This is a genomic window from Pseudomonas sp. FG36, assembly GCF_057809275.1.
The window spans coordinates 39943-51999 of the sequence record NZ_JBMDJQ010000038.1 but is presented as its reverse complement, the minus strand read 5'-3'; the positions used below and the strand labels follow the sequence as shown (position 1 = coordinate 51999).

15 protein-coding genes are annotated in these 12057 nt (G+C 66.7%); 6 read left to right on the top strand and 9 right to left on the bottom strand.

Annotated elements, in window-relative coordinates:
* Positions 1-236: 236 nt before the first annotated feature.
* Positions 237-1145: an NHL repeat-containing protein gene (locus ACODS9_RS22695; protein WP_489094792.1), complete on the bottom strand. Its 909-nt coding sequence runs from the start codon at positions 1143-1145 to the stop codon at positions 237-239.
* A 235-nt stretch (positions 1146-1380) separates the two neighbouring features.
* On the opposite strand from ACODS9_RS22695, the gene ACODS9_RS22690 reads away from it, so the two are divergent.
* Together ACODS9_RS22690 and ACODS9_RS22685 are read left to right on the top strand one after the other, a co-directional pair.
* A complete protein-coding gene (locus ACODS9_RS22690) occupies positions 1381-2217 on the top strand; it encodes a bifunctional allantoicase/(S)-ureidoglycine aminohydrolase (RefSeq protein WP_046855442.1) in 837 nt (278 codons plus the stop codon).
* An 80-nt stretch (positions 2218-2297) separates the two neighbouring features.
* Entirely contained in the window at positions 2298-2903 is a 606-nt protein-coding gene (locus ACODS9_RS22685) for an START domain-containing protein (RefSeq protein ID WP_489094791.1), read from the top strand.
* A gap of 3 nt (positions 2904-2906) precedes the next feature.
* On the opposite strand, the gene ACODS9_RS22680 is transcribed toward ACODS9_RS22685, so the two are convergent.
* The 4 genes from ACODS9_RS22680 to ACODS9_RS22665 form a co-directional block, all read right to left on the bottom strand.
* Positions 2907-4415 carry an MDR family MFS transporter gene (locus ACODS9_RS22680; RefSeq protein ID WP_489094790.1) on the bottom strand — a complete coding sequence of 503 codons (1509 nt, stop codon included), beginning with the start codon at positions 4413-4415 and terminating at the stop codon, positions 2907-2909.
* The gene (locus tag ACODS9_RS22675) at positions 4405-5541 is read right to left on the bottom strand and encodes an HlyD family efflux transporter periplasmic adaptor subunit (RefSeq protein ID WP_401111859.1); all 1137 of its coding nucleotides are present in this window, start codon (positions 5539-5541) and stop codon (positions 4405-4407) included. Before ACODS9_RS22675 ends, ACODS9_RS22680 begins: the two co-directional genes overlap by 11 nt.
* Positions 5542-5662: 121 nt before the next feature.
* Positions 5663-6535 carry an alpha/beta fold hydrolase gene (locus ACODS9_RS22670; RefSeq protein ID WP_489094789.1) on the bottom strand — a complete coding sequence of 291 codons (873 nt, stop codon included), beginning with the start codon at positions 6533-6535 and terminating at the stop codon, positions 5663-5665.
* Between the two features lie 18 nt (positions 6536-6553).
* The gene (locus ACODS9_RS22665; protein ID WP_046855437.1) at positions 6554-7174 is read right to left on the bottom strand and encodes a LysE family translocator; all 621 of its coding nucleotides are present in this window, start codon (positions 7172-7174) and stop codon (positions 6554-6556) included.
* A 243-nt stretch (positions 7175-7417) separates the two neighbouring features.
* Here ACODS9_RS22665 and ACODS9_RS22660 point away from each other — a divergent pair, with 243 nt between their 5' ends.
* Positions 7418-7897 carry a GNAT family N-acetyltransferase gene (locus ACODS9_RS22660; protein ID WP_046855436.1) on the top strand — a complete coding sequence of 160 codons (480 nt, stop codon included), beginning with the start codon at positions 7418-7420 and terminating at the stop codon, positions 7895-7897.
* Here the strand turns inward: ACODS9_RS22660 and ACODS9_RS22655 are convergent.
* Complete coding sequence (locus ACODS9_RS22655) at positions 7879-8319, bottom strand: type II secretion system protein N (protein ID WP_489094788.1); 441 nt, start codon at positions 8317-8319, stop codon at positions 7879-7881. The genes ACODS9_RS22660 and ACODS9_RS22655 overlap by 19 nt on opposite strands.
* 116 nt (positions 8320-8435) lie before the next feature.
* Between ACODS9_RS22655 and ACODS9_RS22650 the strand changes: the two genes are divergently transcribed.
* Together ACODS9_RS22650 and ACODS9_RS22645 are read left to right on the top strand one after the other, a co-directional pair.
* Positions 8436-8870, top strand: a complete 435-nt coding sequence (locus tag ACODS9_RS22650) for a GspH/FimT family pseudopilin (RefSeq protein ID WP_094012116.1) — start codon at positions 8436-8438, stop codon at positions 8868-8870.
* Positions 8867-9460, top strand: coding sequence for a type II secretion system protein GspJ (locus tag ACODS9_RS22645; RefSeq protein ID WP_489094787.1), 594 nt, complete (start codon positions 8867-8869; stop codon positions 9458-9460). The genes ACODS9_RS22650 and ACODS9_RS22645 overlap by 4 nt, the downstream gene beginning before the upstream one ends.
* Here the strand turns inward: ACODS9_RS22645 and ACODS9_RS22640 are convergent.
* Genes ACODS9_RS22640 through ACODS9_RS22630 form a run of 3 tightly spaced genes read right to left on the bottom strand, consistent with a single transcriptional unit; the run spans position 9453 to position 11574 of the window.
* A complete protein-coding gene (locus tag ACODS9_RS22640; RefSeq protein ID WP_489094786.1) occupies positions 9453-10361 on the bottom strand; it encodes a FecR family protein in 909 nt (302 codons plus the stop codon). The two genes, ACODS9_RS22645 and ACODS9_RS22640, sit on opposite strands and share 8 nt — an antisense overlap.
* 29 nt (positions 10362-10390) lie before the next feature.
* Positions 10391-10933 carry an RNA polymerase sigma factor gene (locus ACODS9_RS22635; protein ID WP_046855432.1) on the bottom strand — a complete coding sequence of 181 codons (543 nt, stop codon included), beginning with the start codon at positions 10931-10933 and terminating at the stop codon, positions 10391-10393.
* 17 nt (positions 10934-10950) lie between these two features.
* Positions 10951-11574, bottom strand: a complete 624-nt coding sequence (locus tag ACODS9_RS22630) for a secretin and TonB N-terminal domain-containing protein (protein WP_401111838.1) — start codon at positions 11572-11574, stop codon at positions 10951-10953.
* A 160-nt stretch (positions 11575-11734) separates the two neighbouring features.
* On the opposite strand from ACODS9_RS22630, the gene ACODS9_RS22625 reads away from it, so the two are divergent.
* Positions 11735-12040: a hypothetical protein gene (locus ACODS9_RS22625; protein WP_489094785.1), complete on the top strand. Its 306-nt coding sequence runs from the start codon at positions 11735-11737 to the stop codon at positions 12038-12040.
* Positions 12041-12057: the final 17 nt, after the last annotated feature.

Below are 12057 nucleotides of genomic sequence, written 5' to 3'. Positions count from 1 at the left end.
TTCAAAAAGGGACCCGCCGTAAGGGCGGAAAGGTGATTATGCGTCACCATCGCAATTGAATGCGTATATAACTTTCGAGACAAACGTTGTGTAAGTCAAAGTCAAAGTCACTCGGCATCGATTTTTTAGTTGTAAACATTCGCCATGTCGCCGCAAAGTTGCCTTTTCACCTTTACGGCGACCTTCTTTTACACCGACGCGGGCAAAAGAAGGCAAAAACCGCTCGCAGTTATGACTCAGGCTTCAGGCCCCCGCGACGAGGCCTCGGCCTGCGCAGTCCTGCCCTTGGCCGGTGGCGTCAGCCGCAGCACCCTGTCGCGCCCCCCCTCGGCAAGCAGGTATCCGCCCTTGCCATCCGGAACGATGGCCTGCGGTGCCTTCAGGTAGCTGAGAACCGTGTGGCGCGTACCATCACCATCGATACGCAACAGCCGCGCACGATGGGTCGAATCCTCGCTGATCCACAGCCCGCGCTGGTCGCAGAGCAGGAAAGTCGGGTTGCGCAGACCTTCGATCACCACCGGGTCATTCCCGCCTTCGCTCAGCGCACGAATCTTGCCGGTGGCCTTTTCGGTATACAGCAGGCGCCCGTCGGCACAACGGGTCAGGCCCTCGGTTTCGGTAAGCCCCGAGCGCAACACGTCGAGCTCGCCGCTCTGCCAGTCATATCGCATCAACCGGCCATCCCCCTTGCGGTCCTCGATGGCGTAAAGGTGCTGGCCATCGTTGTACAACCCCTGCACGTTGTTGCCGTCGAACAGCTGACTGACCTGGCCATCGCGCGACATGCTGACCGGTGCCCCGCCGACCTCCTGGCTGAACGCCCAGCCACCGTCGACGGCGACCATGCCGTCCGGCTTGGACAGGCCTTCGAGCACCACCACCCGGTCCCCCTCGGCAGTAATACGCAGGATGCTGCCCTTGCCGCCGTTGAGCTCGCGGCTGACCAGCAGGCTGCCGTCGGCCTGAGGCAGCAGCGAAGCGGCCCGGGTCACCGAGTTGTGCAGCACCTGTACGTTCCAGCCCTCGGCGGCCTGCACCGGGTAGAAGGTCTGCCAGGCGAAAAAGCCCAAGCTACAGACCATCAGGCCCGTGGTAGCCGCCAGGGCGAGGCGGACACCGCGTTTGCGTAGCACATGGATCATCAAGTCGGCTCCTGGAAAGTGCGGGCGATGCTAGCAAGGTGATGTGAAAAAAATGTCGACGCCACGATTTCCAAGTATTTTCCTACACGCCCCATTCAGTAAGTGGATACCGAGTATTTCAACATTTAATTTGTGGATGACAGCACCCGCCCCCTATGCTGTCCCGGCATCCCCTGCACGCACCGGCCGGTGTGGTCCAAGGCATGGGGAGAGAACAACAAAGTCGAGACCGTTCATGTCGAAATCTTCCTACTTCGCCCCCCACGGTGGGCACCCGGCTCAGACCGAGCTGCTGACTGACCGTGCCATGTTCACCGAAGCCTATGCCGTGATCCCCAAGGGCGTGATGCGTGACATCGTCACCAGCCACCTGCCGTTCTGGGACAAGATGCGCATGTGGGTCATCGCTCGTCCGTTGACCGGTTTCGCCGAGACCTTCTCGCAGTACATCGTCGAAGTCGCTCCCGAGGGCGGCAGCGAGCGTCCTGAACTGGACCCGAACGCCGAAGCGGTGCTGTTCGTGGTCGAAGGCGAGATCGACGTCACCGTCGAAGGCAAGCACCACACCCTCGTGCCGGGCGGCTATGCCTTCCTCGCCCCCGGCGCCGACTGGAGCCTGCGCAACAACAGCAAGGCCAACGTCACCTTCCACTGGCTGCGCAAGCACTACCAGAAGGTCGAGGGCCTGCCGGTTCCCGAGTCGTTCGTCACCCATCGCGACAACGCCACCGTCATCGAGATGCCGGGCACCGATGGCGCCTGGAAGACCACCCGTTTCGTCGACATGGCCGACATGCGCCACGACATGCACGTGAACATCGTGACCTTCCAGCCCGGCGGCGTGATCCCGTTCGCCGAGACCCACGTCATGGAGCACGGCCTGTACGTCCTGGAAGGCAAGGCGGTGTACCGCCTGAACCAGGACTGGGTCGAGGTCGAGGCCGGTGACTTCATGTGGCTGCGCGCCTTCTGCCCACAAGCTTGCTACTCCGGCGGCCCGGGCCCGTTCAGCTACCTGCTGTACAAGGACGTCAACCGTCACGTGCACCTGACGCTCAACCCGCAGCGTTGATGACCTTGCAGGAGCGGCAGCCCGCCGCTCCTGCAGTCTTGAGCCATACTGAGCGGACCGCCCCTTCCCGGCCGCCCGCCATGACCTTCCATCGCCTTCTACTTGCCCTGCTGCTCCTGCTGCCGGGCGCGTTGCCGTGGGCAGATGACTGGCAACTCGCGCACCAAGAAGACGGCATCGACGTCTACCTGGCCAGCGTCGACGGTTCGGCCTACCAGCAGTTTCGCGGCGTCACCCGGATCAAGGCCAGCGTCCGTACCCTGAGCGACCTGCAGGAAAACCTGCGCGTGGCCTGCAAATGGCTGTACGCCTGTGCCGACATGCGCCTGCTGGAAGTGGACGGCGATACTACCTGGGTCTACCTGACCACCGCCCTGCCCTGGCCGGCCAAGCCCAGGGACATGGTGCTCAAGGTGCGTACCGAGCGCCTGGACGACGACTCGCTGGTGCGCCACCTGAGCGCCGAGCCCGGGCGGGTGCCGACCGAACCCGGGCTGATCCGCGTGCGTCGGCTGAGCGGCGAATGGATCATGCGCCCCTTGGGCGAGCGCGATACCGAGGTCACCTACCAGCTGCGTGCCGACCCGGCCGGTGATGTGCCGGGTTGGCTGGCCAACCGCTTCGTGGTGGATGCGCCGATGATCACCCTGCGCACCCTGCGCGCCGTGGCCGAACGCCAGCCGTAAAGCTCAGCGGCTGCGCAGCAGCAGCGACGCCGCGGCGCAGGCCAGCAGCGCCACGCACGACAGGTAGAACGCATCCGAATAGGCCATCAGGTACGCCTGCTCGCGGACGCTCTGGTCGATCAACGCCAGGGTCTGCATGACCTGCGGCGACTGCGGGTCGACCATGCCGCCCGGCAGGCGCTGTTGCAGCGCGCCGTCGAACAGCGTCAGCCCTTCGCCGACCCGCACCGAATGAAAGCGCTCGCGCTGCGACACCAGTTGCGTCAGCAACGCCGTACCCAGCGCGCCGCCGAGGTTGCGCAGCATCGAGATCAGCGCCGAGGCCGAGCCGGCCTGGGCCTTGTCCAGGCCCTTCACCGCCAGCACCGACAACGCCACCATGATCAACGGCTGGCCGATGCCACGCACCACGGTCGAGGGGATGATCACGTTGCTGCCCGAGTCCACTGTCAGCGTCGATCCCAGCCAACAGCCCAGGGCCATGATGGCGAAGCCGCTGGCCACCAGCAGCTTGGCGTTGAGCCAGCGCATCAGCCGGGGCAGCAGCGGTGCCAGCAGTAGCTGGACCATGCCGTAGGCGATCAGGCTCTTGCCGATCTCGCTGGCGCTGTAGCCCTGCACCAGCGACAGGTAGTTGGGCACCAGGAACACCAGGCCGAAGGTGGCCGCGCCGAACACCGCCATCGCCAGGCTCGACACGCCGAAGTTGTAGCTGCCCAGCAGCCGCAGGTTGATGAACGGCCGTTCCCCCCACAACTGGCGCTGGATGAACAGGGCCAGGGCGATCACCGCAACGATGCTGAAAGCGACGATGAAGCGCGATTCGAACCAATCCTTGCGCCCCCCTTCCTCCAGCACCACCTGTAATGCCCCCAGCCCCAGCGCCATGGCCGCGATGCCCAGCCAGTCGGCCCGGCGCAAGGCGCCGCGGTCACCGGCCTGGCCCTTGATCGACCAGGCCACCGCCGCCAGCAGCGCCACTCCCGGCGGCAATTGCAGCAGGAAAATCCAGCGCCAGGAATAGATGTCGGTGAGCCAACCACCGATCGACGGGCCGGCGGCCTGGGCCACGCTGTTGGACAGGCTGAACAGCGCCATCCCCAGCGCCAGGCGGCTGGCCGGCAGCTCGGTGATGATCAGTTGCATCGACAACGGGATCAGCACCGCGCCCGAGGCGCCCTGGATCACCCGCAAGGCGATCATCGCCTCCAGGCTGCCGGCCATGGCGCAGCTCACCGAGCTGACCAGGAACACCGCCGAGCCCACCAGCATCACCCGGCGCAGCGAGAACACCTGCACCAGCCAGGCGGTCAGCGGGATCATGCTGATCTCGGCCACCAGGTAGGCGGTGGAGATCCAGGACCCTTCCTCGAAGCTGGCTCCCAGCGCGCCCTCGATCTCGGGCAAGGCAGCGCTGGTGACATGCACGTTCATGCCAGCCATGAAGCAGCCGAACAAGCCGCCGATCACCGCCACCCAGGCTCGCAGGGAGACTTTGTCCTCAGCGCTCATGGCGGGCCTGCCGGGTGTCGACGGTGGCGATCACCGACATGCCGGGCAGCAACCGTGGGCTGTCATCGCCCTCTGGGTCGAGGTGGATACGTACCGGGAAGCGCTGGACGATCTTGGTGAAGTTGCCGGTGGCGTTGTCCGGCGGCAGCAAGGCGAACACGGCGCCGGAGCCTGGCGAGACACTGTCCACGGTGCCGCGCCAGTGTTGGCCGAAGGTGTCCACTTCCAGTGTCACCGCCTGGCCGGGACGCATGTGTGCCAGCTGGGTTTCCTTGAAGTTGGCGACCACGTACGCCTGCTCCACCGGCACCACTGCCAGCAGCGGCAGGCCGGGGGTGACGTACTGCTGCTGGCGCACCTTGCGCTGGCCGACCACACCATCGAAGGGCGCGCGGATTTCGGTGTCGGCCAGGGCGCTGCGGGCCAGGTCGGCCTCGGCAGCAGCCTGGTCGAGGTCGGCCTGGCGCTGCAGCAACTCGGCCTCCAGCTGCTTGCCCTGCTGCTCCAGCATCGCCTTGCGTGCGTGCTGGCGGGCCAGTTCGGCATCGGCGGCGCGCTGCAGCGCCTGAGACTGGATGCGGGTGGCGCGGGCCTGCTCCATCCGCTGCACACTGACCGCCTGCCATTGCGCCAGGTGCTGGTAACGCTGCCAGTCGGCCTCGGCCCGCTGCGCCTCGCCTCGGCTACCGCCGCGTTCGGCATCGGCGCGGGCAATGGCGTGGGTCTGCTCGTCTTGCTCGGCGACGAAGGCGCGAAGGCGCATACGCTGCACCTGCAACGCCGCCTCGCTGACCGCCAGGTGCGCCTCGGCCTTGCGCAGGCGGTCGCGGAAATCGCGCGCATCCAGGCGCACCAGCAGGTCGCCGGCCTTGACCGTGGCGTTGTCCGCTACTGCCACCTCGGCCACGTAGCCACTGACCCGGGCACTGATCGGCGCCCAGTCGGCGCGCACGTAGGCGTCGTCGGTCTGCTCCAGGAAACGCCCGTCGAGCCACCAGTAGGCGCCATAGGCCGCCACCAGCAAACCCAGGCCCCCGGCCAGGCCGAAGCGCAGCAGGCGCTGGCGGCGCCGGGCGCGGATTTGCTCGAGGGTGTGCTGGGGATCTGGGCTGACCGCCTGGTTCATGCTGGGCTCCATCCGGTGGGGGGAGCGCCAGATTACGGAATCTGAGATTGTCGTTCGCTCGCGAACAGGCCTTCAATCGTCGCAAAATGGACAACAGATCAGCCCTGCGAGCGGACCACTTTCAATGCTGCAGGAAAGCCACCACCTGCTCTGTGGCCGTTATCGGATCTTCCTGCATGAAGCAGTGCCCACCCGCTACCTGCTGCGCGCTCACCTGGCCATTGAGCGCCACCAGGCGCTGCACCGAGTGCGGCACGAACGGATAGGTCTGCTCGCCGTACAAGATCCGCGTCGGCGTCTGGATACGACTCAGTTGCTGCCACATGCGCTCAGGGAACGAGCTGAAGATCTCCACCTCGCGGCTGGGCCGGCACTTGAGCACCACCCCCTCCCCGCAATCGCCGATGGCATGCTCCACATAGGCCTGCAAGGCCGCATCGGTCCAGCCCTTGAAGATACCGCGCCCCTGCAGCGAGGCCTGGGCCGCCTCACGGTCTGGCCAATGACTGCGGCGGGTGGCCGCCTTGCGCGCCAGGGCATGGCGGCGGTGCAGGCCGACCATGGCGGCGGCGCCCATCACCCCGATCATGCGCCGGCTGAACAGGACCGGATCGAGCAACACCGCACGCTGGAACAGCTGCGGCTCGGCAGCCAGGATCAAGCCGGTGAGCACGCCGCCGAAACTGTGGCCCAAGGCAAAGCGCGGCACGTCGCCGTATTCGCCACGCCCGGCCTCGAAGGCCTCCACCGCCAGTGCTGCGGTGCGGTTCCAGCCAAGGAACACGCCACCATGGTCGCTGTCGCCGTGGCCCTGGACATCGCTCAGCCACAGGTCGAAATGTTCACCCAGGCGCATCAGCATGGGCCGGTAGGCCAGGCTGCAGAAGCCGTTGCCATGCAGAAAATGCAGCAGCGGCCTGCCGCTGGCGGGGGTTCGCCATCCGCGCAGGGTGAAGCCTTCGGCGCATTCATGGGACCAGGGAATCAACTCCATCGACGGCACTCATCGGCTCTAGGAAAACGCCGATTCTACAAACAGCAGCGGATACAGTGAAATCACCAGCAGCACGGCCATCAGGACATTGAACAGCACCACCGCGCGCGGATTGCGCAGCAGGTTGCGCAAGGCACTGCCGAACATCACCCAGATGCCGACGCTGGGCAGGTTCACCAGGGCGAACACTGCTGCGATGACGATCACGTTGAACACGTAGCCCTGGGCCGGGGTGTAGGTGGTGATCGCCCCGATCGCCATCACCCAGGCCTTCGGGTTGACCCACTGGAACGCCGCGGCCCCCCAGAACCCGAGCGGTTTGCGGCTGCCATTGGTGTCGCCGGACATCGGCCCGGAGGTGGCGATCTTCCAGGCCAGGTACAACAGGTAGGCCGCGCCCGCGTAGCGCAGGATGCTGTACAACGGTGGCCAGGCCTTGAACACCTCACCGAGCCCCAGGCCAACCGCCAGCACCATCACCATGAAGCCGACGCTGATACCCAGCGCGTGGGGAATCGTGCGGCGCACGCCAAAATTGACCCCCGAGGCCAGCAGCATGGTGTTGTTCGGACCGGGGGTGATGGAAGAGACAAAGGCGAACAGGACGAACGCGCTGAGCAGATCGAGCGAGGCAAGCATGGCGGCGGTTTCCGGCTTTTCTGATTATCGAAATGCCACGGTAGCGGAGGCTTGTAGGAAATGACCGGTACAGTTGCGCGAAATTGAATGAATACACATTTCTGTTTCACTCAATTGCGTGCCTCCACGCCATCGTCGCAGCAACGCGCGGCAAATCTTCCGCCAGACACCTGGCGGCCTCCCCTCGTCCTACCTGACACTACTGAGGCCTTCGCACCCTACCCCGCACAAGGAAGCCCCATCATGCCCGTGACCATCCGCCCCGCAGTCCTGGCCGACGCCGCCCAGATCCTGGCCTTCATCACCGAGCTGGCCGACTACGAACGCGCCCGCCACGAAGTGGTGGCGACCCTCGCCGACATCGAGCACAGCCTGTTCGACCCTGGCAGCACAGTGCGTAGCCTGATTTGCGAGCGCGACGGTCAGGCCATCGGGTTCGCCGTGTATTTCTACAGCTACTCCACCTGGCTGGGGCGCAACGGTATCTACCTTGAGGATCTCTACGTCACCCCACAGCAACGCGGTGACGGCGCGGGGCGCAAGCTGCTGCGGCATATCGCCCGCGAAGCTGTCGAAAACGGCTGTGGGCGAATGGAGTGGAGCGTGCTGGACTGGAACGAGCCGGCCATCGGCTTCTACCAGTCTCTGGGCGCCGAGCCGCAGGACGAGTGGATTCGCTATCGTCTCGACGGCGAGCGCCTGCGTCAGTTCGCCGAAGGCTGAGGCGCCTCGCCCGGAAACGCCGTCTGGGCCAGTACCGGCACCTCGACGCGGCTGCGCTGGCCGCCGCGCTCGATCACCAGGCCGCGTCCCTCGATAGCCACCAGGCGCACCCCGCGAGCCAGCTCCTCGCCACTGCGCACGGCGCGTGCCGGGCCGCCGTCGAGGCTGACGATGGCCACGGCGCCTTGGCTGCCGGCCATCACCCCACTGACCTGGATCTGCACCTGCAGGGGAATATCGGCAAACCATCGCCCGGCCGCTGTTTCGGCCACTACCGGGGCGTCGGCCGCCCGGGCCGTGGCCTGCCCCGCCGCTGGCGGCCACAACAACTGCCCCCAGGTCGCCAGCCCGGCCATGGCGACCAGCAGCCCCAGCGCCTGCAACAACAGCCCGAGTGACAAGTTGGGACGAACGATACGCATGGTCACGTGCTCCTTGTGTGCCTGCGCCCAAGCATACCGGGTGATTCTCACGGTTTTGTTTCACACGCCGATCATCTTGCTCGGGCAAGCTGCCTTGCCAGGACAAGGAGCGCCCCGTGAACGGACAACGTGGTTTCACCCTGATCGAACTGATGGTGGTGCTGGTAATCGTCGGCATCGCCAGCGCCGCCATCAGCCTGAACATCCGCCCCGATCCGGGCAAGCAATTGCGCGCAGACGGCGAACGCCTGGCGCGCTTGCTGGAGCTGGCGCAAAGCGAAGCCCAGGCCGACGGTCAGCCGCTGCGCTGGCAGAGCGACCGCGACGGCTACCGCTTCGTGCGCGCCGATGGCCAGGTGCTGGCCGAGGGACCACTCAAGCCGCGGCGCTGGCAGGCCGAAACGGTGAAGGTGCAGGCCGAGCCCCGTGGCGCGGTGTGGCTCGATGGCGAATGGATCGGCGCCCCCCTGACCCTGCGCCTGCACAGCGGCACGCTGCGCCTGGAACTGGCGCGCAACGCCGCCGGGCAGGTACGGGTGAGCCAACCATGACCCGCCAACGCGGTTTTACCCTGATCGAAGTGATGATCGCCATCCTGCTGATGGCGGTGGTCAGCCTGATCGCCTGGCGTGGCCTGGACAGCGTCAGCCGCGCCGACCGGCATCTGCGCCAGGCCAGCGATGAACATCAGGCGGTGATGCGTGTGCTGCAGCAGCTGGAGCGCGACCTGGCCTTGCGTGCCACGGTGGAACTGGTCGAGCCGGTGTTGCCCGGCCACGAGCCGCGGGGCAAGCCCTTGCTACCCGCCATGCGCGCCCGCGCCGAGCGCCTGGAGCTGGTGCGCGCCGGTGCCGTGGCTGGCAGCGGCCTGCAGCGGGTGCGTTGGTATGTGCGCGGCAGCACCTTGTATCGCGCCGCCGCGCCACTGCGCGAAGGCTTCCCATTGCCCGCGCCGAAAGCCGCGGTGGCGGTGCTGGACAACGTCAGCGCATTCAGCCTGCGCACCTGGCAGGCCAAGGGCGGCTGGCGCTCCCCGGCCAGCGAGGCCGACGACAACCCCGTCGGGCTCGAGGTGCGCCTGAACCGGCGCGGTCCCCAGGGCGAGGAACACTACCGCCAGGTGCTGGGGCCATTCAACTGACCAGCACCACCCCGCCGGGCAGTTCCAGGCAGCGCGCGCCATAGGCGACGCGGATCAGTTCGGCGGCCTGGCGCAACTGATCGAAACTGAACCGCGCCTGCACCCGGCGGCGCCCCAGTGACGGGTTGAGCAGTACCAGGCGCCCGGGGCGGTAGCGGTTGATCTCGTCGATTACCTGGGTCAATGATGCATCACGGAACACCAGCATGCGCTCGCGCCAGGCCGTCACCTGGCCAATGTCGAAGGCCTCGGGCACGCCGACGCCTTGCGCGCCATAGCGTAACTGGCGGCCGGCCGGCAGCGCCTCGAGCCGGCCCTGGGCAAGGATGCGCAGCTCGCCACTCAGGCAGGTGACGCAGACGCCATCGTCGTCCTCGCGCACATTGAATCGAGCCTGTTCGGTACTGATCACCCCCTCCTGCGCCCGCACCTGCATGGGCTGGTGGGCCTGCACTTCGATCTCGCCCGCCAGCAGGGCGATACCCTGTGCCTCGCGGCTGACGCGCGTGCGCACGTTCAGCTCCAGCTTGATCCCTGGCGCCAGCTCCACCCGTTGCTGCTCATCCACCTGGGTGGCGAACGCCGCAGGCGGCGCCATGGCCTCGTCCAGCCAGCCGCCACGCCAGGCAACCACCGCCAGCGACGCGGCCAGCGCCCCGCCCAGCAGCGCCCGACGCCCGAGCAGCGGCGCCGATGGCGCCTGGCTGACCTGCTGCGCCGCAGGCCCGAGCAAACACCAGAGCTGACGCGCCTGGGCGAACGCCTCGGCGTGCGCGGGGCTGCGCGCGCACCACTGGTGCAGGGCCCGGGCATCGGCCTGGGTGGCCTGGCCGGAGGTCAGCCGCAACAGCCAGCCCTGGGCCTGGCGCTGCAAGTCGGGATCGGGCGGAATCTGGGGCATGGTGCTCACATGAAAAGGTCGACTATCGTTCAAGACGGTTTTCCCGCGCCGGGACCGAAGCGCTGAAACACTTTTCTGTCCAGACGCATCGCGCAATGCCCCAGTGCCGCCTTGAGTTCCTTTTCCACGGTGCGTGTGGAAATGCCGAAACGCTGGGAGATTTCCTGGTGCGACGCCTCCTCCAGCCGTGCGGCGATGAAAATCCGCCGGCGCCGGGCCGGCAGCTCGTAGAGCGCGCCCAGCAGGTTCTGGATCTCGCGCTGGCCGCCGACGATGCGAGCCGGGTCCTGGTCCTCGGCCACCTGCAGCAGCGTTTCGATCTCGGCGCCAGTGAGCAGCCGCGCATCGGCCTCGCGGCGGTCGGCGGCAACGTTCAAGGCCATGCGGTACAGGTAGGCACCGGGTTTGTGCAGGTCGTGCGCGGCGTCCATGCGATCCACCCGCAGGTAGGTTTCCTGCAGCACGTCGTTGGCCAGGTCATCCGAGCCAAGCCGGCGCCTCAGGCGGACCCTGAAGGTGTCGTAGGAGGTCAGAAACAGCTTGACCAGCGCACTGTCCCGAGGTTTGTTCATGCCGCCACAGCTCCTTGCTAAAGAGGGCAATCCATAGGTTCCGGGCGCAGCAACAGGGTCAGCGGCTGTGCCAGTGAAGTTGGCGGCGCCTGCTCCAGGCGTACCGCCTGCAAGCGCTCGACCAGCGCGGCATCGCGGGCGAAGTCGCCGGTGGAGGCCAACAGCCGGCTCTGCACCAGCTGCCCGCTGGCATCGATCCAGACCTGCACGGCCGCCCGGTAGCTGCCCGGGCGGGTCGACGGCCAAGCGCACAGGGCGCGCTCCACCGCGTGTTGCAATGCCACCGCATAACTGCCCGACGCCGGGCCTTCACTTCGTCCACGCCCGGGCGATGTGCGCAGGCGCAACGGTTGCAGGGTGAATCCACCGCTGCCGTGACGCGCCTGCAGGCCGGTCCCTTGCAACAAGCGCTGCAAACCCTCGCGCGCCGTGTAGCGGCCGCGCAGCGGGCTGGAGCGCTGGCCGGCGAGCAACGCCTGGTCGACCAGCACCGCCAGGCCACTCTGCCGGCCGAAGCTGTCCAGCGCCCGATCCAGCGCCTGCGCCGGTATGTCGAAGGTCAGTAACGGCTGGCCACGCGCCCCTGGCGCCGCCGCCAACCAGGCCAGTATCAGCGCGCCGACCACAAGCAATGCACGCACGGGAGATCAGGCCTCCTTGCTGGCCGCCGTCGCCGGGGAAACGTCATCCTGGGGCCTGTGTATGACGCTGTGGTGACAGGCCTCGGCAATCAAAGCTTCACCCCGTCCCATGCCGGCAGCGAATAGACTGGCGCAAGGAATGACTGCACGGAGAAGCATCATGGCCCGACTGTCGCTGATCACTTTGCCCCTGCTGCTGGCCTGCGCCCTGCCGGCGCTGGCCGAACCGCCCAAGGGCTGCATCGACGTGCAGGTCGGGCAGTCGCGGGCGCTGGCCTACGACTGTCTGACCCGACAGTTGCAAGGGGCCGATCCGCGCGCCGCCAAGGGTCTGCGCGATCAGCTCGACCCGGTCAAGCAGATGCAGCGCAGGGCACCAAACCAGATGGGTTTGGCGACACCGGCAGCGACCTCGACGCGCATGGGCAACAGCTTTGGCAGTTCGGTGGTGCCACAGCGGCCTTGAAGTACCTGACAGGCGTT